The sequence below is a fragment of the Kribbella speibonae genome, assembly GCF_004331375.1.
GTDB classification, from domain to species: domain Bacteria; phylum Actinomycetota; class Actinomycetes; order Propionibacteriales; family Kribbellaceae; genus Kribbella; species Kribbella sindirgiensis.
Map to the genome: position 1 here is coordinate 1,528,659 of NZ_SJKC01000002.1, position 24,718 is coordinate 1,553,376.

At 68.2% G+C, this 24,718-nt stretch carries 21 protein-coding genes and 2 tRNA genes; 7 read left to right on the top strand and 16 right to left on the bottom strand.

Annotated features, from left to right (window positions below):
• The 5 genes from clpX to E0H92_RS20515 all read right to left on the bottom strand — a co-directional run bounded on the left by clpX (position 1) and on the right by E0H92_RS20515 (position 4,623).
• The gene (clpX, locus tag E0H92_RS20495; RefSeq protein ID WP_131459346.1) at positions 1 to 1,299 is read right to left on the bottom strand and encodes an ATP-dependent Clp protease ATP-binding subunit ClpX; all 1,299 of its coding nucleotides are present in this window, start codon (positions 1,297 to 1,299) and stop codon (positions 1 to 3) included.
• 157 nt (positions 1,300 to 1,456) lie between these two features.
• Positions 1,457 to 2,068, bottom strand: a complete 612-nt coding sequence (locus E0H92_RS20500) for an ATP-dependent Clp protease proteolytic subunit (RefSeq protein ID WP_131343331.1) — start codon at positions 2,066 to 2,068, stop codon at positions 1,457 to 1,459.
• Positions 2,069 to 2,097: 29 nt separating this feature from the next.
• On the bottom strand, positions 2,098 to 2,721 hold the full coding sequence (locus E0H92_RS20505) for a ClpP family protease (RefSeq protein ID WP_131290275.1): 624 nt from the start codon (positions 2,719 to 2,721) through the stop codon (positions 2,098 to 2,100).
• A gap of 356 nt (positions 2,722 to 3,077) precedes the next feature.
• Positions 3,078 to 4,472, bottom strand: coding sequence for a trigger factor (tig, locus tag E0H92_RS20510; RefSeq protein WP_131459347.1), 1,395 nt, complete (start codon positions 4,470 to 4,472; stop codon positions 3,078 to 3,080).
• Positions 4,473 to 4,550: 78 nt separating this feature from the next.
• Positions 4,551 to 4,623: transfer RNA gene (locus E0H92_RS20515), tRNA-Pro, on the bottom strand.
• Positions 4,624 to 4,729: 106 nt separating this feature from the next.
• Here E0H92_RS20515 and E0H92_RS20520 point away from each other — a divergent pair.
• Positions 4,730 to 4,800, top strand: a tRNA-Gly gene (locus tag E0H92_RS20520).
• Between the two features lie 140 nt (positions 4,801 to 4,940).
• Here the strand turns inward: E0H92_RS20520 and E0H92_RS20525 are convergent.
• The 4 genes from E0H92_RS20525 to E0H92_RS20540 form a co-directional block, all read right to left on the bottom strand.
• A complete protein-coding gene (locus E0H92_RS20525) occupies positions 4,941 to 6,350 on the bottom strand; it encodes a nitric oxide synthase oxygenase (RefSeq protein WP_238173503.1) in 1,410 nt (469 codons plus the stop codon).
• 123 nt (positions 6,351 to 6,473) lie between these two features.
• Positions 6,474 to 7,139: a DivIVA domain-containing protein gene (locus E0H92_RS20530; protein WP_131497319.1), complete on the bottom strand. Its 666-nt coding sequence runs from the start codon at positions 7,137 to 7,139 to the stop codon at positions 6,474 to 6,476.
• Positions 7,136 to 8,311, bottom strand: a complete 1,176-nt coding sequence (locus tag E0H92_RS20535; protein WP_131497320.1) for a globin domain-containing protein — start codon at positions 8,309 to 8,311, stop codon at positions 7,136 to 7,138. The genes E0H92_RS20530 and E0H92_RS20535 overlap by 4 nt, the downstream gene beginning before the upstream one ends.
• Before the next feature lie 234 nt (positions 8,312 to 8,545).
• Positions 8,546 to 10,411, bottom strand: a complete 1,866-nt coding sequence (locus E0H92_RS20540; RefSeq protein WP_131497321.1) for a phage tail protein — start codon at positions 10,409 to 10,411, stop codon at positions 8,546 to 8,548.
• 84 nt (positions 10,412 to 10,495) lie between these two features.
• Here E0H92_RS20540 and E0H92_RS20545 point away from each other — a divergent pair, with 84 nt between their 5' ends.
• The 6 genes from E0H92_RS20545 (at position 10,496) to E0H92_RS20570 (ending at position 19,719) form a co-directional block, all read left to right on the top strand.
• Positions 10,496 to 11,557 carry an AAA family ATPase gene (locus E0H92_RS20545; protein ID WP_131497322.1) on the top strand — a complete coding sequence of 354 codons (1,062 nt, stop codon included), beginning with the start codon at positions 10,496 to 10,498 and terminating at the stop codon, positions 11,555 to 11,557.
• Entirely contained in the window at positions 11,550 to 13,334 is a 1,785-nt protein-coding gene (locus E0H92_RS20550) for a vWA domain-containing protein (protein ID WP_238173504.1), read from the top strand. The genes E0H92_RS20545 and E0H92_RS20550 overlap by 8 nt, the downstream gene beginning before the upstream one ends.
• Before the next feature lie 63 nt (positions 13,335 to 13,397).
• A complete protein-coding gene (locus E0H92_RS20555) occupies positions 13,398 to 14,621 on the top strand; it encodes an MFS transporter (protein WP_131497323.1) in 1,224 nt (407 codons plus the stop codon).
• Positions 14,622 to 14,937: 316 nt separating this feature from the next.
• Positions 14,938 to 16,605, top strand: coding sequence for an ABC transporter ATP-binding protein (locus E0H92_RS20560; protein WP_238173505.1), 1,668 nt, complete (start codon positions 14,938 to 14,940; stop codon positions 16,603 to 16,605).
• Positions 16,602 to 18,491, top strand: coding sequence for an ABC transporter ATP-binding protein (locus tag E0H92_RS20565; protein ID WP_131459354.1), 1,890 nt, complete (start codon positions 16,602 to 16,604; stop codon positions 18,489 to 18,491). The genes E0H92_RS20560 and E0H92_RS20565 overlap by 4 nt, the downstream gene beginning before the upstream one ends.
• 76 nt (positions 18,492 to 18,567) lie before the next feature.
• Positions 18,568 to 19,719, top strand: coding sequence for an AAA family ATPase (locus tag E0H92_RS20570; RefSeq protein ID WP_131497325.1), 1,152 nt, complete (start codon positions 18,568 to 18,570; stop codon positions 19,717 to 19,719).
• Here E0H92_RS20570 and E0H92_RS20575 read toward each other — a convergent pair.
• From E0H92_RS20575 to E0H92_RS20605, 7 genes are all read right to left on the bottom strand, one after another.
• Positions 19,716 to 20,552: a DMT family protein gene (locus E0H92_RS20575; protein ID WP_202873708.1), complete on the bottom strand. Its 837-nt coding sequence runs from the start codon at positions 20,550 to 20,552 to the stop codon at positions 19,716 to 19,718. The genes E0H92_RS20570 and E0H92_RS20575 overlap by 4 nt on opposite strands.
• Positions 20,552 to 21,274, bottom strand: a complete 723-nt coding sequence (locus E0H92_RS20580; protein ID WP_131290244.1) for a CDP-alcohol phosphatidyltransferase family protein — start codon at positions 21,272 to 21,274, stop codon at positions 20,552 to 20,554. Before E0H92_RS20580 ends, E0H92_RS20575 begins: the two co-directional genes overlap by 1 nt.
• A 178-nt stretch (positions 21,275 to 21,452) precedes the next feature.
• The gene (locus E0H92_RS20585; protein WP_131459357.1) at positions 21,453 to 21,896 is read right to left on the bottom strand and encodes a nitroreductase family deazaflavin-dependent oxidoreductase; all 444 of its coding nucleotides are present in this window, start codon (positions 21,894 to 21,896) and stop codon (positions 21,453 to 21,455) included.
• A gap of 59 nt (positions 21,897 to 21,955) precedes the next feature.
• Positions 21,956 to 22,375 (bottom strand): SRPBCC domain-containing protein, encoded by a 420-nt coding sequence (locus E0H92_RS20590; protein ID WP_131497326.1) that lies wholly within the window; start codon positions 22,373 to 22,375, stop codon positions 21,956 to 21,958.
• Between the two features lie 17 nt (positions 22,376 to 22,392).
• Positions 22,393 to 22,854, bottom strand: coding sequence for a hypothetical protein (locus tag E0H92_RS20595; protein WP_238173506.1), 462 nt, complete (start codon positions 22,852 to 22,854; stop codon positions 22,393 to 22,395).
• 11 nt (positions 22,855 to 22,865) lie between these two features.
• On the bottom strand, positions 22,866 to 23,582 hold the full coding sequence (locus E0H92_RS20600; protein WP_131497327.1) for a class F sortase: 717 nt from the start codon (positions 23,580 to 23,582) through the stop codon (positions 22,866 to 22,868).
• A 29-nt stretch (positions 23,583 to 23,611) separates the two neighbouring features.
• Positions 23,612 to 24,613 carry a hypothetical protein gene (locus E0H92_RS20605; RefSeq protein ID WP_131497328.1) on the bottom strand — a complete coding sequence of 334 codons (1,002 nt, stop codon included), beginning with the start codon at positions 24,611 to 24,613 and terminating at the stop codon, positions 23,612 to 23,614.
• Between the last annotated feature and the right edge of the window lie 105 nt (positions 24,614 to 24,718).

The window sequence follows — 24,718 nt, forward strand, 5'->3', positions numbered from 1 at the left end:
TCAGGCGCTCTTCTCGCGGCGGTCGCGCTTGGTGCGCTCGATCTGGTCGCGCGGGATCAGCGTGGGGTTCACGTTCTCCAGGACGACCTCGCCGGTGACGACGACCTTCGCGACGTCCTCGCGGCTCGGCACCTCGTACATCACGTTGAGGAGAACCTCTTCCATGATCGCCCGCAGACCACGGGCGCCGGTGCCGCGGAGCAGCGCCTGGTCGGCGATCGCCTCGACCGCGTCGTCGCTGAACTCGAGCTCGACGTTGTCGATCTCGAACAGCCGCCGGTACTGCTTGACCAGCGCGTTCTTCGGCTCGGACAGGATCTTGATCAGCGCCTCGCGGTCCAGCGGCGAGACGGTCGTGATGACCGGCAGCCGGCCGATGAACTCGGGGATCAGACCGAACTTGAGCAGGTCCTCCGGCATCACGTCGGCGTACCCGCCGAGCTCCTTCGGCTTCTCCGGCTCACGCGAGGTGTTGAAACCGAGGGTCTTCTTGCCGACCCGCTGCTCGACCATGTGGTCCAGGCCGGCGAACGCACCGCCGACGATGAACAGCACGTTGGTCGTGTCGATCTGGATGAACTCCTGGTGCGGGTGCTTGCGGCCGCCCTGCGGGGGCACGCTCGCCGTCGTCCCCTCGAGGATCTTCAGCAGCGCCTGCTGCACGCCCTCACCGGAGACGTCCCGGGTGATCGACGGGTTCTCGCTCTTGCGGGCGATCTTGTCGACCTCGTCGATGTAGATGATGCCGGTCTCGGCCTTCTTGACGTCGTAGTCCGCGGCCTGGATCAGCTTCAGCAGGATGTTCTCGACGTCCTCACCGACGTACCCGGCCTCGGTCAGCGCCGTCGCGTCCGCGATCGCGAACGGGACGTTCAGCATCCGGGCGAGCGTCTGCGCGAGGTACGTCTTGCCGCAGCCCGTCGGGCCGATCAGCAGGATGTTCGACTTGGCCAGCTCGACGGCCTCGTCCTTCGCGTGCCGGCCGGCGCTGGAGGCGCCCTGACCGTCGCGGACCCGCTTGTAATGGTTGTAGACCGCCACCGCGAGTGCCTTCTTGGCCACGTCCTGACCGACGACGTACGCGTTGAGGAAGTCGTAGATCTCGCGCGGCTTGGGCAGCTCGGTGAGACCGACCTCGGAGCCTTCGTTCAGCTCCTCCTCGATGATCTCGTTGCAGAGATCGATGCATTCATCGCAGATATAGACGCCGGGACCGGCGATGAGCTTCTTGACCTGCTTCTGACTCTTGCCGCAGAACGAGCACTTGAGCAGGTCACCGCCGTCACCAATGCGTGCCACCGGGGCAGATCCCTTCTATGCGCAGTCAGACCGATTTCGACGGTACCCCGTACGGGGCCCAAAAACCGCGCTCGCCACCGGGTTGTGACTACGCCGGTGGCGAACGCGTTGTGCTCTTGACAACCGGTCAGATCGGTCGGACCCGAACTGAACCCGTTCAGACGCCGGCCGGGACCGGGGTCTTGAGAGTCTGCAGGACGTCGTCGATCAGGCCGTACTCGATCGCCTGCTCGGCGGTGAGGAACTTGTCCCGCTCGATGTCGCGGGACACCTCCTCGAGGTCCTTGCCGCTGGCCTCGGAGATCATCGTCTCCAGCAGCGCGCGGAGCCGGAGGATCTCGTTCGCCTGGATCTCGATGTCACTCGACTGGCCGTAGGTGCCCTCGGTGGCCGGCTGGTGGATGATGATCCGGCTGTTCGGCAGCGCGAGCCGCTTGCCCGGCGTACCGGCGGCGAGCAGCACCGCGGCGGCCGAGGCGGCCTGACCGAGGCAGACCGTCTGGACGTCCGGCTTGATGTAGCGGACGGTGTCGTAGATCGCGGTCAGCGCGGTGAACGAGCCGCCCGGGGAGTTGATGTAGATGCTGATGTCGCGGTCGGAGTCCATCGACTGCAGGCACAGCAGCTGCGCCATCACGGCGTTCGCGATCTCGTCGGTGATCGGCGTACCGAGGAAGATGATCCGGTCCTCGAACAGCTTCGTGTACGGGTCGATCCGGCGCATGCCGTACGACGTGCGCTCCTCCCACTGCGGGATGAAGTAGTTCATGGTGCGTCCTTAACTGACGGAGTGGGAGATCAGGAGTTCGGGCTGCCCTGGCTGAGCTGGGCGGCGCTGGTGACCACGTGGTCGATGAAGCCGTACTCCTTCGCCTGGTCGGCGGTGAACCAGCGGTCCCGGTCGGCGTCGTTCTCGACCTGCTCGAGCGGCTGGCCGGTGTGGTCCGCGATCAGCCGGAACAGCAGCGCCTTGAGGTGCAGCGACTGCTCGGCCTGGATCTTGATGTCCGACGCCGTACCGCCCATACCGCCGGAGGGCTGGTGCATCATGATCCGCGCGTGCGGCAGCGCGTACCGCTTGTTCTTCGCGCCGGCGCAGAGCAGGAACTGGCCCATCGAGGCGGCCAGGCCCATCCCGACCGTGGCGACGTCGTTGGAGATCCACTGCATGGTGTCGTAGATCGCCATGCCGGAGTCCACCGAGCCACCCGGCGAGTTGATGTACAGCCAGATGTCCGCGTTCGGGTCCTGGGCGTTCAGCAGCAGCATCTGCGCACAGATCGCGTTCGCGTTGTCGTCACGAACCTCGGACCCCAGGAAGATGATCCGGTTCTTCCGCAGCTCGCGGTAGATGTCGTCGTCTTGTCCGCCGGATCCGTTGCCGCCCGCGGCGGTGGGGCTGGCTGCAAATGTCTCGTTCACGAACCCGACACTACTGGGCGAGAGCGACAGACCTAAGGCGGGGCCGGAGGTGTTCGCTCACGGCGCACCGCTCGTCTGCTGTCAGCGAATTCGGCGGCGTTCACCAGCCGCACAGCACCACGGATCCGGACTCGTCGACCGCTGCCTCGTCAGGTACTTCGCGGTGCTCCGGCAGCTCCGGTTCCCGCCGTACCTCAGGCTCCTGCAGCAGCGCGGCCACACACCGCCCCTTTCGCCTGGAAATCGTTTCACCGCCACGCTAGGCGACATTTCTTACGGTCGCGTCGCAATCGTCCGGCGAAAACGACTACGGCCCGGATCCCCCACCTGGGGGTCCGGGCCGTGGCACGTGCGGATCAGGCCTTCGCGGGCTCCGGCTCCTCGGCGGCCTCAGTGGCCTCAGCTGCCTCGGCCTCCGGGTCGGCGTACGAGCCGTCCGGCTGCAGGGTCTTCAGCTCGACCGTGTTGCCGGAGGCATCGGTGACCTTGGCGTTCTCCACCAGGTACGCGAGCGCCTTGCCGCGGACGACCTCGGACACCAGGCTCGGGACCAGGTTGTTCTCCACCGCGTGCTGCGCGAACTGGTCCGGGCTGACGCCGGAACGCTGCGCGTGCCGGACGATGTGCTCGGTCAGCTCCTGGTCGTTGACGCTCAGTTCCTGCTGCTCGGCCACCAGGTCCAGCACGAACTGCGCCTTGATCGCGTCCTCGGACCGCTTCTTCAGGTCCTCGTCGAACTCGTCCTGGGTCTGCTCCTCACCCTCGAGGAACTGCTCCATGGTCATCCCGGAGTACCCGAGCTGCTGCTCCAGGTTCTCCTTGCGGGCGGCCAGCTCGTCGGTCAGCAGGCCCTCGGGGACCGGCACGTCGACCAGCGTCAGGATCTTCTCCAGCACCGCGTCGCGCGCCTCGCCGGCCTGCTCGAGCCGCTTGCCGCGCTCCAGCCGGGTCTGTACGTCGGCCTTCAGCTCGTCGGCGGTGTCGAACTCCGACGCGGTCTGCGCGAACTCGTCGTCGAACTCCGGGAGCTCCTGCTCCTTGACCGCGGTCACGGTCACCTCGACGTCGACGTCCTCGCCCTTGAGCGCGCCGCCGACCAGCTGGGTGACGAAGGTCTTCTTCTCGCCGGCGCTCAGGCCGAGGACCGCCTCGTCGAGGCCGTCCAGCAGCTGACCGCTGCCGACCTGGTACGACAGGCCGGTCGCCTGCGCCTCCTCGACCTTCTCGCCGTCCTTGCTGGCCGACAGGTCCAGGGTGATGAAGTCGTTGTCGCCGACCGCGCGCTCGACCGGGTTCAGCGAGCCGAACCGCTGCCGCAGCGACTCGATCTGCTCGGTCACCTCGTCGTCGGAGATCGCGATGTCCTCGACCTCGGCCTCCAGGCCCTCCAGGTCCGGCAGGGTGATCTCCGGGCGGACCTCGACCTCGGCGGAGAACTGCAGGCTCTCCTTGTCGTTGAACTCGGTCACGTCGACCTCGGGCCGGCCGATGGCCTTGACCTGGTTGTCGCTGACCGCCTGCGAGTAGAGCTTCGGGAGCGCGTCGTTGATCGCCTCCTCGAGCACCGGGCCGCGGCCGACGCGCTGGTCGATGACCTGCGGCGGGATCTTGCCCTTGCGGAAGCCCGGCACGACGATCTGCTGGCCGATGCTCTTGTACGCCGCGTCGAGGCTCGGCTTGAGTTCCTCGAACGGCACCTCGACGATGAGCTTGACCTTGGTCGGGCTCAAGGACTCGACGGTGCTCTTCACGGTGGCGGTTCTCCTTGATTCGGTGACATTCACAGCACGCGCGACAGCCCGCGCTGCAGCGGTGCTACAGGGGGTTTGTCGGGGCGACAGGACTCGAACCTGCGGTCTCCTGCTCCCAAAGCAGGCGCGCTAGCCACTACGCTACGCCCCGCAGTGACCGGTCGAGTGTAGTCGACCGGAACCAGTGCTCGCGCCACCGGGGCCCCGGCAATCCCGTTTTGAGTCGGACCGCCGCATATGGAATCATGTCCGGACACGCGGGTGTAGCTCAATGGTAGAGCCCCAGTCTTCCAAACTGACTACGCGAGTTCGATTCTCGTCACCCGCTCGGTCGAGAGGGCGAGGTGTGCCTGCGGAAAGCGCAGGCGGCCTCGCCCTCTTCTTTTGTGCGCCTGCGCTGCGCTGGGCGCGGGCGGGGGCTTCGCCACCCGCACCCCCATCCGCCTGGGCTGGGTTGGGCTGGTGGGTTCAGGGGAAGGCCGGGGGGCCGCCTCGGAGGGCTCGGCAGGCGGCTTCGGGGTCGTTGACGAAGTTGGGGACCTGGTTGTCGGCGTCGTAGTAGCGGTGGAAGACGGGGGTCTGGGAGCCGGACATCGGCGGGACGATCCAGCTCCAGTCGGCGGGACAGCCGCGGCCGGCTCGCTCTTCCTTCTCCAGGTGGATGAGGAAGCGGCGTGACTCGGTGTGGTGGTCGGTGACCGTGACGCCGTTCGTGTGGAACGAGTGCAGAACCGCCCGGTTGATCTCGACCAGGGCCTGGTCGCGCCACAGCGTCGCCTCGTTCGAGGTGTCCAGCCCCATCCGCTCCGCGACCTCCGGGACCATGTCGTAGCGGTCACTGTCGGCGAGGTTGCGGGCACCGATCTCGGTGCCCATGTACCAGCCGTTGAACGGTGCGGCCGGGTAGGAAACGCCGCCGATCACCAGCCGGTTGTTACTGATCACCGGGACCGCGTGCCAGCGCAGTTCCAGGTCCGCGAACCACGCCAGCTCCGGATGCTCCAGCGGGACCTCGTGCACCGCTTGCCCGGGCAGCTGGAACATCCGCGGCCCCTCCTCGACGGTCTCGACGACGAGCGGGAGTACGTCGAAGGCGCCCGGCTGCTCGGGCGGCCGCCACCCGCGCTGGATCAGCTTGGTCGTGAAAGTGCGGTACCGGGGATCCCCGAGCGCGCGACCGTCCGGTTGCTCGTACCCGGCGTACCGGATCAACTGCTCGTTCCAGATCCGGGGAGCGGGCCGGGACGGCGTCTCGGGAGCGAACACGCTGATCATCGGCCGGATCTTGCCGCCGTTGTGCGCCGACCGCAGATGCTCGAAGCAGTGTGCGGCGACGCTGCCCGCGTCGGTGACGGTCCGCAGATCCCGGACCTGCAGGCTGCGCCAGTACAGCCGGCCGATGCACCGCTTGTTGTTGCGCCACGCGACGCGCGCACCGAACGTCAGCTCCTCGGCCGTGTGCCAGTAGGTGCCGGTGGTGTCGATCTCGCGCAGCACCTCGGTCATCCGGGGCTCGATCGGCCCGGCCTGCGGGTCCTCGCCGTGGAAGAGCTCGAGGAACTCCTTTGCGGCGGCCCGAACGGCCTCGACGTCGAGTTCCGGCTCGGACCGGCTGACCGGCGGATGCCCGGGCACGGGCGGCGGCGCGACCCTCACCGGGCGCCGGGACGCCGTACGGCGGGCTCGTCGAGCCGTGCCCCACCGTGCGCCGGCGACCTGGAGCAACTGCTCTCCGGCGCTGACCGAGACGACATGGCGGACGCAGACTCCTACGGCGAGCAGGAGGCCTGCGAGGCTGAGCGCGATCGCCAGCTCGGTCGGAACGCCGATCGGCGCCCTCCGGCCGAGTTCGAGCGCGCCGAGGGCGGCTCCTGCCACAGCCAGTCCGAGGACTGCGAGTGGCAGAGCCAGGGGCCGGCTGCTTCGAGCCGTCCGCCGGCTTGGCAGAGCTTCCGCGCGGGGATCCTCCGTCCGGGCGGGGTTCGGAAGAGTTCGCACGGGTCACTCCGAGCCTGGAGACCTCGGACCGCTGCCGTTCGCTCCCCCGTGCCCGTTCCCGTGCCCGTGCCCGTTCTGCAGGCGGACCTGCCAGTCGCTCAGGTCGTCGAACCAGGCGTCCTTCTGGCGGGGCGCCTGCTCGCCGGGCTGTCCCGTGCTCCCGAGCCGCTCGACCTCGGTCGAGAACGAGTCGACGATCGACTGCATCCGCGACTGCGCGTTCTGGGCGTACGAGCGGACCTGCTGGCCGGCCGTGTCCATCGCCTCTTCGACGATCCGGCGCTCGTGTGCGCGCGCCTGGCCGATGCGCTCGCGGGTGTCGCGGCTGACGTCCTCGACCATCTCCTCGGCCACCAGCTGCGCCTGGCTGAACAGCTGCACGATCTGGTCGTTCACCCGCTCGCCGACCTGCTCGTACTCGTCCAACTCACGCTGCACCCGCTGCACTTCCGCCTTGGCCCGCCGCAACTCCCCCTGGAGCCGTTCGTTCTCGGCGCGGCACTCGCTGACCTCTCTGGCGGTCGCGTGCACCTGGTCTGCCAGCAGGTCGATGTACCCGTACACCTGCTCGGAATCGAGGCCCCGGAGTCTGCGCCGGAACGTTTCACCCCGGATCGCATCTGGGGTCTGGTAGTGCGGAGAGCCGTGGCGGTGCTTTCCGTTGGTCACTTGATATCTCCTGACCTGGTGAGCGCTGGGTCACCCATGTGCTCGTCCATGGGCGCGTAGTAGAAGTGCTCGTACTTGATGTGCTCGGGGTCCATGCCGGCGCCGGCCAGTCGCTCCAGCGTGTGCGCGACCATCTGCGGGCCGCCGCACACCATCGCCGTCCGCCCGTACAGGTCCTGCCGGGCTGCGATCATGCCGACCTTCCCGCGCGTCCCGGGGTAAGACGCGTCATCGGACACAACTTCGGTGTAGTCGAACCAGGGCCGCTTCTGGGCCATCTCACGCAGTTGGGGACGGTCGTAGAGATGCCAGGGCATCCGGACCCCGTGCAGCAGGTGGACCCGTGGAGCAGTGCGTGACCGCGCCCACTCGTTGTCGATCTGTTCGAGCACCGCGAGCAGCGGCGCGAGTCCGGTTCCGCCGGCGACCATCAGCACGTCCCGTACGTCGTTCGCGCGCCGGGTCAGCCGTTCGCCGACCGGGGCGCCGAGTTTCACGGCGTCGCCGACCTTGAGCGACCGCACCACCGCCGGGCTCACCTGGCCGCCGTCGATCTGCTGCACGTGCAGGTCGATCGAGCCGTCCCGGCGCGGGGCGTTGGCCGGACTGAAGTACCGCCACAACCGGGGCCGTTGCGGGATCTCCATGGAGATCGACTGGCCCGGAAGGAACTGGAACTCGCGCCGCGGCCGGATCGTCAGCAGCGTCAGGTCCATGGTCCGCCGTTCGACCGCGGTCACGTCGGCGTCCCACCAGTCGGGCGTGGACTCCGAGGAGGCCTCCGCCGCCTCGACCATCATCCGCGCGATCACCTGGTAGGCGGCTGTCCAGTGCCCGGCGAGCTCCTCGTCCCACTCCGGGCCGAGGAAGTGCTTCAGGGTCGCGCACAACGATGCGCCGACCGCGTTGTAGTGGTCAGCGACGACGGCGTACTTGCGATGATCGCGGCCGAGGTGCTGCAGGAAGGCAGCATCGTTCTCGATCTGATCGGCATGGCTGACGATCCGGCCGAGCGCGCCGACGAACTTGTCCCGCTGGTTCGACATGGAGAGCGGAAACATCGGCCGCACCTCGGGATAGGACACGAACAAATGCGAGTAGAAGTACAGCGGTACCTGTTCTCCGTGCTCTGTCACCCGGTCCCAGCTGCGCTGGAGGGCATTGGCATCCATCGGGATTCGCTATCCGGCTCGAGAAGGCAGCTCCTCGACTGAAACGTACGGCCCGCAAGCGGGCACCAGGTATTGCCGGTCGTCGGCCGAATCGGCCGACGGACACTGCGTCGACAAGGGTTCCCTCCCAGTCCAGCCCCCGAGTCTTAATGGCCTTCGTGGTGTCTCCAGCCCGCAACCTACCCGCGCCGAACGGCTTGAAACCGCGAACCGGACTGATACGTGCCGAAATTCCTACGGCGCCCTGAGAAAGGCGATGCCGTCGACGGCGGCTGGGGCCGTGGAGAGGGAGACGATCTTCAGAATCCCTGTACGGAAAGGGGTTGCAGGGAGGTAGGTGACCGTGCGGCCGGTGGTGGCAGCGGCCAGAGAGACGGTACCGATCTTGATGTTCGCATGGTAGATGTCGACGCGGCCTTGGCCCGGGCCGTGAATCGCTACCAGGGCAATGCGTAGCCCGGCCTCGGTGGCCTTGGTCAGGTAGGCGCCGTTGGCTTTGAGGATGGTCGTGGTGCCTTGGAACGCCAGCGTGCTCGTGGAACGAGTGACGGTACCGGCGGAGGTCAGTGCGCGGTCGTCCTCGGGTGCTACCGAGCAGATCGGTGCGGACCAGGCAGAGAGGTTCCCCAGGTAGTCCCGGGCGCGCACCATGAAGCACTCGTCCCAGCCGAGTCGCGGCGACCAGGTGATCCCAGTGATGCGCGTGTTCTGCCAGACGGCCGGGTAGATCCACTTGCCGAACGCGACACCCGGTGCGGCCACCTTGTAGACCACGTCGTACGACGCGATGTCGGTGTCGTCCTTGTAGGCCCACCGCACTGTCGCGGAGCCGCTCAGCTGTACGCGGTCGCCGATGCGCCACGTGACCAGTGACGGCGCCGTACCGTCCACTTCGCTGCAGTACGACGTACTCCAGGCGCTGAGGTTGCCGGCGTAGTCGCGCGCACGCACCTGCCAGCACGTGTCGGTGCCGATCGGTGCGGTCAGACTCGCCCCGTTGGTCTTGAGCCCCTGCCACGCGGGCACCTGGTTCCAGGCGCCGTACGGCGAGGTGCGGTTGGGGCGCTGCTGGATTCGCAGGTCGTAGCTGTCCACACCGGTCGCCGGCGAGTTCGGGTCCTGCGGGTCGTCGTACGCCCACTCGAAGGACAGGCTGGTGTTGTCGCGGATGCGATCGCCCGCGGACGCAGTGGTCAGTACGGGCGCAACGCTGTCCGGGTGCTGCTGCGGGTCGGCGGTCAGCCAGGACAGGGTGATCACGCGGGGCTTGCTGGTCGCGTCGGCGTACACGATCTTCGCCAGGCCGGAGCCGTCCGCGCGGAAGCTGGGGGTGGTGGTACGGATCGGCCCGTAGCGGCGCTGCCCGAGTGCGGGGTCGTTGAGGTCGGTGACCAGGAGATCGGAGCCGGAGGTCTGCACTGTGAAGCCGTTGCCCAGTTGGGCGTCCGCGGCCACGGTCAGGTTCCGCGGCGGCTGCGGCCCGCTGACGTCCACAACCTGGTTGCAGCCGCTCAGCATCGCCCAGCGTCCGTTGACGTCGTCGGGGCCGACGGTGCATGCGCTGGCGACCAGCACTGTCTTCACGACACCAGTGGTCAGGTTCTTGCCATCCAGGTGCCCGGGCTCGGTCACCTTCCACACCGTGTCGCCGGACATGGCGAATGGCTGAGCGACGTCCGCCAGCTTGGCCTTGCTGGCAACGTCGTACACCTCAGCAGTTGCGGCAGCAGGTGCACGATGCGAGACAAGCTTGCCGCCCTTCCCGAGCACCACCTCGTCGGCGGCCGGGAACGTGAGGCCGCCGACCTTCGCCGTACTCCCGTCGAACGTCAGTAGCGCAGCCCCCTCGACCTGAAGCGGCTTACCGTCGTTCGAGCCACCAGAGGCGGTCCAGGTGGTCCCGTTGTTGCTCGTCTCGTAGACAGGGTTCGAAACGACCACGCGGGCGCCAGACATGCCGACGTCCACCGCCGTACGCCCGGGGACGAGTGCGCCCTCCCCCAGGTGCTGCGGTGGATCGGCCGCCATCACCTGTGAGGCCGTCAACGGCAGCAGTACGACGGCACACACGACGGCCGCCTTGATACGTAAGCCCAGCACCAGGGCAGCGTAGTGGAGAAAACGAGGTGACACACCGGTACCTCGAGAGGATCCTGAAAGGCTGACCAGCGACGAAAGGGACGGATGCAAGCGGGAATCACGGTATCGGCAGCCGAACTGCCCGAAGTACTGCTGCACGTGGCAGTGGTACGCCCGGTCTTCCTCTGGGGTGCACCGGGGATCGGGAAGAGCAGCCTGGTACGGGCGTTCGCGGAATCGCTCGGTCTGGAGTGCGTCACGCTCCTGGGCACGCAGCTCGCGCCGGAGGACCTCATCGGCGTACCGCAGATCGTCGACGGCCGCAGCCGATTCGCACCACCCGTGGCGATCGCCCGCGACGAGCCGTACTGCCTGTTCCTCGACGAACTGAACGCCTCCTCGGCCGAGGTGCAGAAGGCGTTCTACTCGCTCATCCTCGACCGCCGCATCGGCGAGTACGAGCTGCCCGAGGGATCCGTGGTGATCGGCGCCGGCAACCGGGCCACCGACAACGCTCTGGCCCGTCCGATGGCGAGCGCCCTGGTGAACCGGCTCGTGCACATCCACCTGCGCGCCTCCGCGACCGACTGGCTGCGGTGGGCCGGTACGGCGGGCATCCACCCGTGGGTCCTCGACTACCTGCGCAACCGCCCCGACCACCTGTGGACCGCGCCGCCGAAGACCGAGGAGCCGTTCTCGACACCGCGAAGCTGGCACATGCTGTCGGACTCCCTGCACTCGTACGGCGACGACGTGGCCGACGAGACGCTCCGGGTCCTTGCCTTCGGCACCTTGTCCGCGGCGCACGCGTCGGCGTTCCGCGCGTACGTGAAGACGGTCCGGCACGCGTTCGGGCTGGACGCCGTGCTGAAGGGTGAGACCGGCTGGCCGTCCGCCCCGGAGGACCGGGACCTGCTGTACTTCCTGGCCGAGACGTTCCGTGCCCGGCTGATCAAGGAACTGGCCGCGGACAAGGCGTCGGCGAGCCCTGCGGCACGTCAGCTCGCGCACCGCGCCAAGGCGCTGCTGGTCGAGCTCGCGGAGATCTCGCTCGAGGTGGCGCAGGTGGTGATCGCAGCTGACGACGACGGTCGCCCGGTGCTGCCGACGTGGTTCCTGGTCGAAGTCAGCCGCGACCTGCCGCGGCTGGTGGCGGCACGTGCCTAAGCGGAAGAAGGCACAGCGGGACCCGGCATGGGAGGCGATCCAGACCGGCTGGGGCGTCATCGCGCGGCACCCGCTGTTCGCGCCGATGGCGGACTGGGCCCACAGCCCGCTGCGCGACGACAGCTGCCCGGCAGACGGCTGGGCGACGGTCGACTCGAACGGGCAGATCCGCACGCACCGGACGCGCCGCGCCACCTCAGAGGAATGGTCGTGGGTCTTCGCGCACCTGCTGATCCACCTGGGCCTCGGCCACGCCGACCGTGACCTGCCAGAACCTGACCAGGCCGCCGGCGCCGCGAACGACGTGGCGGTCAACCGCTACCTCCAGTCGCTCAAACTCGGTACACCGGTCGTTGAGCTGCCTCCCGACTTCCCTGCGATGGAGGAGGACGCGCTGGCCCGACTGTGGCGGCGCACCGACGTACCGGCGGGGTACGAGCGTCTGGGAGTGGCCGGTCACGCGCCTGATGTGCGGACTGCCCGCTGGAACGGCTGGGGCAAGCCGCCGAACTGGGGCGAGCTGTTCGCCGCAGGCCTGTCCGCCGCGGCTGCTGCGGCTGTAGAGGTTGCTGGTGGCGCACGTTCGTCGCTGACCGCAGGCGGGGGCGGCCGGGACAAGTGGGACCTGGCACTCGGCTGGTTCGTGTCGTCGTACCCGCTGCTCGGTGCGATCGCCGCGAGCATGAAGGTCGTCGCCGAGGCTGAGCTCGCCCGCGGCTGGGACATCCGGGTCGCGGCGGTCAACGCGTCCGCCGGCGAGATCTACGTGAACCCGCTGGCCAGCCTGACACTGAGCGAGTGGCGGTTCGTCATGGCACACGAGATGCTGCACGCCGCTCTGCGCCACGGCGAGCGCGTCGGCGGCCGCGACCCGTACCTGTGGAACGTCGCCGCCGATCTGGTGATCAACGGCTGGCTTCTGGAGATGGGCGTCGGAACCCTGCCCGAAGGCGGGCTCTACGACCCGGCGCTGAAAGGCATGTCCGCGGAAGAGGTCTACGACCGCATCACCACGGACCTGCGCCGCTACCGCAAGCTGGCGACGCTGCGCGGCGTCGGCCTGGGCGATGTACTCGGTCACCCACTCCCGCACTCTGGTGAAGCCGCTCGGGGCGCGGGTCTGGACGACATCTACCGACGCGCCCTGAGCACCGGACTGGCCTACCACGACCCAGCCCGCGGCACGCTGCCTGCCGGACTGGTCGAGGAGATCCGCGCGCTCGACCACCCGCCGCTCGCCTGGGACGCACAGCTGGCCCGCTGGTTCGAAGAGCACGTCCCCGCGGTCGAGAACGCCCGCACGTACGCACGGGCCTCCCGACGCCAATCCGGTACGCCGGACATCCCGCGCCCCGGCTGGATCCGCCCGGTCGAGCTGGAACGACTCCCGACGTACGGCGTCGTCCTGGACAGCTCGGGCTCGATGGACCGCGAGCTGCTCGGCAAAGCGCTCGGAGCGATCGCGTCGTACTCACGCGCCCGCGACGTACCGGCCGCGCGGGTGGTGTACTGCGACGCCGCGGCGTACGACGCCGGCTACGTGCCGGTGGACGACATCGCCGGACGCGTCAAGGTGCACGGGCGCGGCGGGACCGTTCTGCAGCCCGGTGTGGATCTGCTGGAGCGCGCGGACGACTTCCCGGTCCACGGTCCGATCCTGCTCATCACCGACGGCCAGTGCGACGTCGTCCGGGTACGACGGGAGCACGCGTGGCTGATCCCCCGCGGCGGGTCCCTCCCCTTCACCGCACGCGGCCCGGTGTTTCGCCTGGAGTGAACTCGTCTGCTCCGAGCGAACAGGCGTAGTCGACTGACTCTGCTGAGTGACAGGTTCACAGACATGGCATGGGTCGTGAGGGGCGAGTTCCGGAAGCTGTGGATCGGACAGCTGGTGTCCGCGTCGGGCAGTGCGGTCACCACTGTGGCGCTGCCGCTGGTGGCTGTGGTGACTCTGCAGGCGTCGGCCGTGGAGATGGGCGCGCTGGCAGCGTTGACGATCGCTCCGCATCTCGTGTTCGGGCTGCTGGCCGGTGTCTGGGTCGACAGGTGGCCGCTGCGTCGCGTCCTGATCTGGACCGACGTCGGACGGCTCCTCCTGCTCGGCTCGGTGCCCGCAGCGGCAGCACTGGGGTGGCTGAGCATCGAGCAGCTGTACGCCGTCGCCGTACTGACCGGAGTGCTGACTCTGCTGTCCGACACCGCGTCGCAGACGATGATCCCGTCGCTGGTGCCCCGTGAGGACCTGATGCGGGCGAACAGCGCCGCCCTGCTCAATCTCAACCTCGCCTCCACGCTCGGACCGTCCGCGGCCGGCGTGCTCGTACAGGTGCTCACGGCACCGTTCGCGATCCTCGTCGACGCCGCGTCGTACGTCGTGTCCACCATCGCGGCGTACCTCCTGCGCGAGCCCAGCCGCGCACCTGCACCCGAGCGGTCCGAAGTACGGGTGTCGGCGGGTCTGCGGATGCTCTTCGGCCACCGGATGCTCAGACCGCTCGTGGTCTCGGCGGGTATCGCTGCCATGGCCGGAGCGATGCAGGGGCCGCTGGTGGTGCTCTTCCTGATCCGTGAGCTGGACAGGTCACCGGCGTTCGTCGGGCTGTCCATGACGATGTTCGGAGCTGCTGCGGTGGCCGGTACGTTCATCGCCCCGGCCTGGTGCCGCAGGGTCGGTCTGGGCCACTCTTACCTGTCCGGTGTGTTCCTGGCGTCACTCAACGGCGTCGCTCTGTTCACCGGAGTGACGCCGGTGATCCTCCTCGGACAGGTACTCGCCGGACTCGGTATGTCGCTGTTCGCCGTCCCGCAACGCACCCTGCGCCAAGCGCTCGCGCCGCCGCACCTCATGGGCCAGGTCACCGCCTCCTGGCGCACCCTGGTCATCGGCGGCCAGACGGTCGGCGCGGCGGTTTCCGGCGTGGTCGCCACCGCTCTGCACATCCGTCCCACCCTGCTGATCGCGACCGCCGGCATGCTCGCCGGCCTCCTGGTCGCCGCCTGCTCACCGCTCCGCGAGCTCCGGGATCTGCCCGAAGAGGCACCGGCCGGGCGATCGATGGCCTAGTACTGATTGCGGATCGTGATAGGTACCGGCCGGGTTCCCGCGTGGGGGTCGGATGGGCTATTGCGATTCATTCACCGGGAATGGAATAGGCGCGACAAGCGCTTACCTACTGAGCGATACTGGAAAGTGCGCCGTTTTCAGGTCGCAAAACCCCTTTGATTCGAAGTAGATGGGAAGTGCGCCCGTCCAGATGCCCTCAGAGCACACTGTCCAAGCGCCGTCGATCGCAGCCCCTACCACCCGTGCCCCAGAACGCAGCCGCAACCTGTGGCGGCTCCGTCCTTACCTGAAGCCACACCGCTGGCGCCTCGCGGTGATGTTCTCCACCGCCATGCTGGGCGTCGGCGTCAGCCTCGCCGTACCGCTGGTCACCCGAGCCATCATCGACGGTCCGGTCACCCGTCGCGAGCTGAGCATGCTGGTCCCCCTGGCACTGCTGGCCCTCGGGCTCAGCATCTCCGAGGTCATCCTGGTCTGGATGCGCCGCTGGGCGCAGTCCCGGACCGTCAGCGACCTCGAGGCCACGCTCCGGCACGACCTGTACGTCCGTCTGCAGTCACTGCCGATGGAGTTCCACACCCGCTGGCAGAGCGGTCAGCTGCTCTCCCGCGTCACCACCGACCTGTCCACGATCCGCCGGTTCATGGGCTTCGGTCTGCTGTTCCTGGTGATGAACATCCTGCAGCTGGCCGTGGTCACGGTCCTGCTGCTCCAGCTGTACTGGCCGCTCGGCCTCGTGGTCCTGGTGGCCGCCGTGCCGATCGTCATGGTGTCGCTGAAGTTCGAGAAGAAGTACCTGCGGATCTCCCGCAAGGTCCAGGACCAGCAAGGTGACCTGGCCACCCGGATCGAGGAGTCGGCGCTCGGCTTCCGGGTGATCAAGGCGTTCGGCCGGCGGCCGCACGTCCAGGGTCAGTTCGACGACGAGGCCACCACGCTGTACGACACCGAGGTCGAGAAGGTCCGGCTCGCGTCCCGGTTCTGGAGCTTCCTCGGCGTGATCCCGAACCTGACCCTGGTGATCGTCCTGCTGCTCGGCGCACTCGCCGTCGGCCGCGAGGCGATCACGCTCGGCACCCTGGTCGCGTTCATCACGCTGATGCTGTCCCTGGTCTGGCCGGTCACCTCGCTCGGCGCGATCCTGGCGATGGCGCAGGAGTCGATGACCGCGGCCGACCGGATCAGCGAGATCCTGGACACCTACTCGGTGATCAAGGACGGCACGGAGAAGCTCACGAACGCCCGGGGCCACCTGCGCTTCGAGCACGTCGGGTTCCGGTTCTCGGACGACTCCACCGAGGTACTGCACGACATCAACCTGGATCTGACCCCTGGCACGACACTCGCACTGGTCGGCGCCACCGGGTCCGGCAAGACCACTCTGACCGCACTGGTCCCCCGGCTGTACGACGTGACCGCCGGACGGATCACCATCGACGGGCACGACATCCGGGACCTGTCCCTGGTGTCGTTGCGGACGGCTGTCGCGTCCGCGTTCGACGACCCCACCCTGTTCTCCATGAGCGTCCGGGAGAACCTGACCCTCGGCCGTCCGGACGCCACCGAGGCAGAGGTCCAGCAGGCGCTGGACGTCGCTCAGGCGCAGTTCGCGAACGACCTCCCGTGGGGCCTCGATACCCGCGTCGGCGAGCAGGGCATGTCGCTGTCGGGTGGTCAGCGGCAGCGGCTCGCACTGGCTCGCGCAGTGCTCGCCAAGCCCGCCGTACTGGTGCTGGACGACACCCTGTCCGCTCTCGACGTACACACCGAGGCACTGGTCGAGGAAGCACTGCAGAACGTGCTCTCCGAGACCACCGGCATCGTGGTTGCGCACCGCGCGTCGACGGTGATGCTGGCCGACCAGGTCGCTCTGTTGCAGAACGGCACGGTCACCCACGTAGGTACCCATCAAGAGCTGCTTGCCACGGTCCCGGCGTACCGGCACCTGCTCGCAGCGGAGGAGGAGGAGGAGGTGCACGCATGACGACGACCCAGCAAACACCTCCTCAGGCCTCGGAACCGGAGAAGCCTCAGGACGAGCAGCAGCCGGAGGAACAGAAGTGGCGGGGTCTGTTCGAGGAGGACCCCGACCGGGAAATCTCCCGCGCGACCAGCATCCGGCTGAAGGAGGACTCCCGGAAGCTGCTCGGTGAGCTGCTCCGGCCGTACAAGAAGCTGATCTGGCTGCTGATCGCGATCGTGATCGTCGAGAACGGCGCCCGGCTCGCCGTGCCGTACCTGGTCCACCTGGGCATCGACAACGGCATCCCGCCGATCCTGGCGGGCAAGGGCTCCCAGGAGCTGATCACGATCGTCATCACCGTCCTGGCGGCGGCGTTGCTCCAGGCGTGGGCGCGGCAGCTGTTCCTGATGCGTTCGGGCCGGCTCGGTCAGACCATCCTGCTCGGTCTGCGGAAGCGGGTGTTCGACCACTTCCAGCGGCTCAGCCCGGCGTTCCACGACAAGTTCACGTCGGGCCGGGTGATCTCCCGGCTGACGTCCGACGTCGGCGTCATCGACGAGATGCTGGCGAGCGGGTTCGACAGCCTGGTCACGGCGGTACTGACACTGGTCGGTACGTCGATCATCCTGCTCACGCTCGACCTGAAGCTCGGTCTGCTCGCCCTGCTGTCGTTCCCGGCGCTGCTGATCCTGACGGCGTGGTTCCGGAAGCGGTCCGCGGCGGTCTACCGGCAGACGCGCGAGGCCGTCGTGCTGGTCATCGTGCACTTCGTCGAGTCGATGACCGGGATCCGCGCGGTGCAGGCGTTCCGCCGGGAGCCGCGCAACGAGGAGATCTTCCACGGCGTCAACGACCGGTACCGGAAGGCGAACCTCGAGGCGTTCCGGCTGAACGCGATCTTCATGCCGGCCATCAAGGGCGTCGGCAACATCACCATCGTCGCGATCCTGGCGTACGGCGGTTACCAGGCGTACCACGGGCACGTGACGGTCGGCGTCCTGACGGCGTTCCTGCTGTACCTGCGGCAGTTCTTCGAGCCGCTGCAGGACATCACGCAGTTCTACAACACGTTCCTGTCCGCGTCGGCGGCACTGGAGAAGCTGTCCGGTGTGCTGAACGAGACGCCGGACGTGCCGGAGCCGATCAAGCCGGCCAAACCAGGTCCGGCCCACGGTCATCTGGAGCTGCGGAACGTGCGCTTCGAGTACGTCGACGGCGTACCGGTGCTGCCCGGTCTGCAGCTGGACGTGCCGGCCGGCCAGACCCTGGCCCTGGTCGGGACAACGGGCGCCGGAAAGACCACGATCGCCAAGCTGGTGGCGCGGTTCTACGACCCGACGAGCGGGCACCTGCTGCTCGACGGCGTCGACCTGCGGGACCTGACCGAGGACGACCTGCGCGAGCGGGTCGTGATGGTGACGCAGGAGAACTTCCTGTTCACCGGCTCGGTCGCCGACAACATCCGGTTCGGCAAACCGGGCGCGACGATGGAGGAGGTCGTCGAGGCCGCGAAGGTGATCGGCGCGCACGACTTCATCACGGCCCTGCCGAACGGGTACGACACACCGGTCGAGAAGCGCGGTTCCCGGCTCTCGGCGGGTCAGCGCCAGCTGGTCGCGTTCGCGCGGGCGTTCCTGGCGAACCCCGCCGTACTGATCCTGGACGAGGCGACGTCCAGCCTGGACATCCCCAGCGAACGCCTCATCCAGCGGGCACTGAAGACCATCCTGGCCGACCGTACGGCGATCGTCATCGCCCACCGGTTGTCCACTGTCGAGACCGCCGACCGCGTCCTGGTCCTGGAACACGGCCGCATCATCGAGGACGGCGCCCCCGACCAACTCATCACCGTGGACGACGGCCACTACGCCGGCCTCCACCAGGCCTGGGAAGAATCCCTGGCCTGACAACCCGACAGCCAGCGGGCGCGTGGATCCTCCGCGCGCCCGCTGTCTTGTCCGTGGGCGTCTGTAGCTTGGGCGTATGTTGTCGGCGCTGGCGGTGGAGAACTACCGGTCGTTGCGGCGGGTTGTTATGCCGCTGGGCGGGTTGAACGTGGTGACCGGGGCGAACGGGACGGGTAAGTCCAGCCTGTACCGGGCGCTCCGGTTGCTCGCCGACGCGTCGCGAAACGGTGCTGTGGCCGCGCTGGCGCGGGAGGGCGGGTTGCAGTCGACGCTGTGGGCGGGGCCGGAGCATGTGCGGAAGGATCGGCCTGCGCAAGGCACGCGGCGGACCGGCCCGGTCACGTTGCGGATGGGGTTCGCGGGTGACGACTACGGCTACCTGATGGATCTGGGGCTGCCGATCCCGAACGGATCCGCGTTCGATCTGGATCCGGAGATCAAGCGGGAAGCCTTGTGGGCCGGGCCGTTTCTGCGGCCGGCGGCCCTGCTGGTCGAGCGCATCAACCACAAGGTCCGGATCCGTACGGCGAAGGGCGAGTGGCAGCGCGGCGGGCATCCGCTCCAGTCGTTCGACAGCATGTTGAGCGAGTTCGCCGACCCGGAGCGCGCACCCGAGCTGTTGCTGGTGCGGGAACGGCTGCGCGGGTGGCGGTTCTACGACCACTTCCGGACCGACGCGACAGCGCCGGCCCGCAGCATCCAGGTCGGCACGCGGACCGCCGTACTCTCCGGGGACGGCGCGGATCTGGCCGCGGCCCTGCAGACGGTTCGGGAGCTAGGTCCTCGCGGGGCGCTGGACGAGGCGATCGAGCTCGCGTTCCCCGGTAGCCACGTCCAGATCACCAACACCGCGGGGCGTTTCGAGATCGCCTTTCACCAGCGCGGGTTGCTGCGCCCGCTCTCCGGCGCCGAGCTGTCCGACGGCACCCTGAGGTACCTGCTGTGGGTCGCCGCGCTGCTCACCCCGAGGCCGCCCGAACTCCTCGTCCTCAACGAACCCGAGACCAGCCTGCACCCAGATCTCCTGCCGGCGCTGGCCAACCTGGTGGTCACCGCGGCGAAGGAGACCCAGGTCATCGTCGTCACCCACTCCCGTCCGTTCATCGCGTCGATGGAGGCCCTCTCCCCCGACCTCCAGACGATCGAACTCGTGAAGGAGAACGGCGCGACAACCATCACCGGCCAAGGCCCTCTGGACGAACCGCCGTGGAAGTGGCCGTCCCGCTAGGGCTTGACCGACTCGAAGCGGACGAGGATGACCGAGCCGGCCGCGGACAGGAGGAAGCCGGCGATGGCGGCCGGCCACCATCCGGCGCGTACGGCGTCGTCGAGGACGAAGACGCCGGCGGCGGCCGGTGTGATGGTCTGCAGCGCGATCATCGGTGTGGTGGCCAGCGTCACCGAGCCGCGCTGCAACGCCAGGGAGTACAGGATGAACGCGAGCGCCCCGCTGATCGGCAGCGTGTACAGCGTGGGGCTCCGGACGAGTTCGCTCATCGACCCGTCCTGCAGCAGCCGGGCCGAGATCGCAACCCCGGCGTACCCCAGACCGGCGAGCATGCCGAGCAGGGCGGTCGAGACGCCGTGTTGCGAACGGCTGGCGACGGCGCCCAGTACGGCGATGACGACCAGCCCCACGATGATGCCGATCGTGAGCCCTTGATGCTGTGCGTTCTCGCCCGCATCGCCCGCCGCCACCGCGAGCAGACCGAGCCCGACGCAGACGCCGATCACCGCGGACCACTCGAGCGCACTCAGCTTGTCCGACATCAACCGGGTCGCGAGCAACGCCGTCACGACCAGACTGACCGCGATCCCCGCCTGCGCCAGATACAACGGCAACAGCCGGAGCGCGACGAAATGCAGTCCGAACCCCGCCAGGTTCAGCGCCAGCGCCCCGAGGAACGCGGGCTGCTTGAGCAGCGCGACCACGAACCCGCCAAGCCGCCGCGGATCCAGCTCCGACTCGGTCGGCACCTTCCGCGAACCGACCGCCTGCAGGATCGCCCCGACACCGAACAGCACCGCGGCTCCGAGCGCCGCGCCGAGACCGAGAACCACTACGAAACGGCCTTACGACGCCAGGTGAGGTAGAGGCTGAGGCCGCCGTAGTACACCAGGTAGGCCAGCGAGATCGCGACCACGATCGCGTTCGGGTTGGGCATCTGCGCGAGGAGTACGGCGTACGACGCAAGCCAGATCGCGGTCGTCAACAGGTTCAGGGAACGGAACGCCTTGGTCCGCGACGGGTAGACGTACTTCACCGGGATGAAGACGAGCACCGAGAACGCGACCAGGAGGACGCCGGTGGTGACCGGGCTGAGGCCGAGGATCACGACGTAGAACGCGACCACGTTCCAGTAGCTCGGGAAGCCGAGGAAGAAGTGGTCCTCGGTCTTCGCGTCGACCCGGCAGAACTGGTAGCTGGAAGCAAGCAGCGGCAATGCGCCGAGGACCGCGCCCCAGGTCCCGGACGGGAGATAACCGCCGGTCCACAGCAGCACGATCGGCGCGAACGCGTACGTCAAGTAGTCGACGATGTTGTCCAGCATCGCGCCGTCGAACCACGGGATGGTCTCCTTCACCCGCAGCCGGCGTGCGAGCATCCCGTCGGTGCCGTCGATCACCAGGGCCGCGAGCCCGAGCCAGAGCGCCCGGACGGCGTCGCCGTCGATGGCGGCGATCACGATCAGCAGCGCGAGCACCGTTCCGCTCGCGGTATAGGCATGCAGTGCAAGTCCGGCCAGACGCAGCCGCGTCGACCCGACGAACGGTTCCCGCACCGCGTCGTGTGTGGTCAGGACAACTCCCAGAACTCAGGCGACGCAGCGCGCCGGGCCGGGTCGAGGTGGACCCAGCCGTCGCCAGCGTCTCACAAGCCTGGCCCCGCCCCGGTGACCGACCGTCATCTCCCCCAGATCTTTGCAAGGACTTAGTCAGTCACGGGGCGCGGGGGAACTACTACTCGACCGGGTCGAGCAGGAAGAGCGGGATCTTGCGGGTGGTCTTGGTCTGGTACTCGGCGTACGGCGGGTAGGCGGCGACCGCCCGCGGCCACCACTCGTCGTACTCCGCGCCCTCGACCTCGCGGGCCACGTACTCCTTGGTGGTTTCGCCGTCCTGCAGGGTGAGCTTCGGGTCGGCCTTGAGGTTGTAGTACCAGACCGGGTTCTTGGGCGCGCCGCCGAGCGAGGCGACCGCGGCGTACACACCGTCGTGCTCGACCCGCATCAGCGGGACCTTCCGGATCTTGCCGGACTTGGCGCCGCGCATGGTCAGCAGCACTACTCGCATCCCCATGATGTCGACCGCGTCGGTCGTCCCTGCCGCGGTGACCTTCTCGACCTGGTCCCGCACCCAGCCGGCGGTGCTCGGCGCGTACTCGTCGTCAACGTTCGATGTCATGTCACCAAGCATAATGGTGACACATCAACATCGACACCTCCGGCGCGTCGAACCGCCGGTCAGAGCGTCGGCGCCAGCTCGGTCAGCGTGGCGAGGGCGTTGCCCCAGGCCTGGGCCGACTGGTCGGGATCCTGCTCGGTGTCCAGGCGGTCGAAGCCGGATTCGACCACCAGCAGGCGGGTCCCCTCGCCTTCCGGCGTAAGGGTGAACTCGACCAGGTTCGCGTTGCCCGGCGCCGGTTCCACTCCGGGATCGACGGCGTACCGGAACGCGAACCGCCGGCCCGGCTCGACCTTCTCCACGAACCCGAAGAACTCACCGTGCTCGTCCCACCGCATCACCAGCCGCCCACCCGGCCGCAGGTCGATCTCCGCACCGCCGAACGCGTACCACCGGGAGAACACCTCGGGCTGCGTCACCGCTGCCCACACGGTCTCCGGCCGAGCCTCGACGTACACCTCACGCTCCACGCTGTCCATGCCGACCATCCTCCCCCTCACACGGCGCAGGACCGCAGTTGCGTTGCGGTCGCGATCGTCGCCTCGATCCATCGGCGGCGCAGGAAATGCGCCTTCAGCAGCCGGTGGACGCCGTCCAGCACGACCAGCCGGCCGCGGTACGCGACCAGGTTGATCGGGAAGTCGAGATCCGCGTCCATCACCCGCTGGTAGTGCGCGCGGAAGTTCATCGGCGTCTCCGCGACCTGATGCGGCGTGACCTTGAACCGCTCCCCCTCGAGCTGCCACAGCGGCAGGTCGAACATCCAGACCAGGTCCGCGATCTCGACCGGCTCGACCTTCAGATCGAGCTCCCACAACTTCCCGAGTTGCCAGCGGTACGGCGGGAACACCTCCCGCAACGTCTCCGGCATCATCGCGACAAGTTCCTCGAACGAGACCTCGGGCGCCGCCCGATCCGCGCGAGCGCCGAACGCGTCGCCCAGCCCATCGATCGTCACGACGGAGCAGGCTACGCCATCGGCAGGGCGACGACGACCACGTTGCTGAGGTAGACCTCGCCGTTCCAGTCCTCGCACGTCACCAGCACGAGCCGCCCGCGAACACTCTGGTCGAACAACTGGGCGGCCCGCTTCGCCAGCGTGGCCTTCCGGTACGTCGTCACAGTGGCGACCCGGTACTGAACCTGACCGCGGGACGTCGACACCCGCACGGTCGATCCGGGAACGAGCTTGTCGAGATTGTCGAACGCGCCGCCGCCGTTGTGCACCGTGTGGCCGGTGATGACCGCGGAGCCGCGCTTGCTGCCCGGTTGCGCGCCGGCGGACCACCAGCCGACCTTCGAGGCGTCGGACGGCGGGGTCAACGCGGCATGGACGGCATCGATCGCCAGGACAGGAGCGGTCACGCCCAGCTGCGGGATGCTGATACCCGTCGGCTTGCCCGCGCGCGCAGGCGCCGTACGGCTGGTCGACGACTTGGGACTGGCCGACGACTTGGGAACTGCTGCACCCCCAGGCTTGCCCAGGGCTGCCTTGGGTGTTGGCACCGCGGAGGTGGCCGGCAGGGTCGACGCGGGCGCACCGGCCGAGGACGGTGACGCTCCTGCCTGCTCGTCGCCGCCGAACTGCAGGTACGCACCGGTCCCGAGGACGCCGACACCGACGAGCGCGACCACCCCACTCCACCGAAGTGGAGCAGGGCGGCCGCGCCGACGGGCAGAACTCATGTCACGACCTTACGAGACGCTGTGCTTCCTTACGAGATGCTGTGCTTCCCGCGTCGACGGAGCGCGACGACCCCGGCACCGGCGAGCATCGCGCCGCCTGCCGCGAGCAGCAGACCACCCGCGAGACCGAACGGGCTGTTGCTACCGGCAACCGAGTTGGCGTCGGGACCGCCGAAGCCGGCGTCGACCTCGGTCGGCACACCGACCGTCGGGGTGTCACTCGGTACGTCGGAGACCGGCGTCGACTCGGTGACCGGCGGAGGCGTGTCCGACGGGCTGGTCGAGGTACCCGGCGAGGACGGCGTCTCCGACGGGCTCGCCGGCGGAGTGTCGGTCGTCGTCGGCGGAGTCGACGGCGGCGGCGTGTCCGTCGTGGTCGGCGGGGTGTCGGTGGTCGTCGGCGGCGTGTCCGTGGTGGTCGGCGGCGTCGTCGGCGGCGTGGTGGGCGGCGTGTGCGTCGTCGTCGGCTGCGTTGTCGGCGGGCTCGTCGGCGGGGTGGTGGGAGGCGTTGTCTTACAACCCTCTACCCAGAACACCTTGAACTTCTTGTTGTTGCCGATCGAGCCAGGCGCCTCGACGGTGATCTTGATGTGGTACCCCTGCTGCGGATGCGGCTCGCCCGTGAACTTGAGCGTGTAGAGGACGCTCGCGTCCAGGTCGTTGCCGCCACCGGCATCGTCCCCGCCGATGAACGGATGCTGGTCGCCGGAGACGACTGTCACCCCGCCGTCAGCGGTCGGTGCCTGGTCTGCGAACGTCACGGTGGCGTAGTAGTCCGCGCCCTTGTCGTAGTTGTAGAACTCGACCCGGAACTCGCAACCCTGGTGCGGATTGTTGTCGGGCGGGGAACTGATGTCCTTACCCTCGATCTTGATGGTGCTGTTGTTGCCGGGCGGGTTGTGGCCTCCGCCGGACTGGTCAGCGTTGGCGGAGGGCGCGACGAGCAATGCCGTTGCGCCGAGAAGCAGAGAAAGTGCTCCGGCGCCGGCGAAGATGCCGGCGGCCCGGGAGCGAACGCCCGTGTGGGTCATGTCCGTCCTCGAACGAGTGCAGGGATAAACCTAGAGAAGTATTTCGGTTTCGTTACAGCAGTCAAGTTTGTTCGGTAACGATTGGTCGCGTGTCTTGCATGGTTG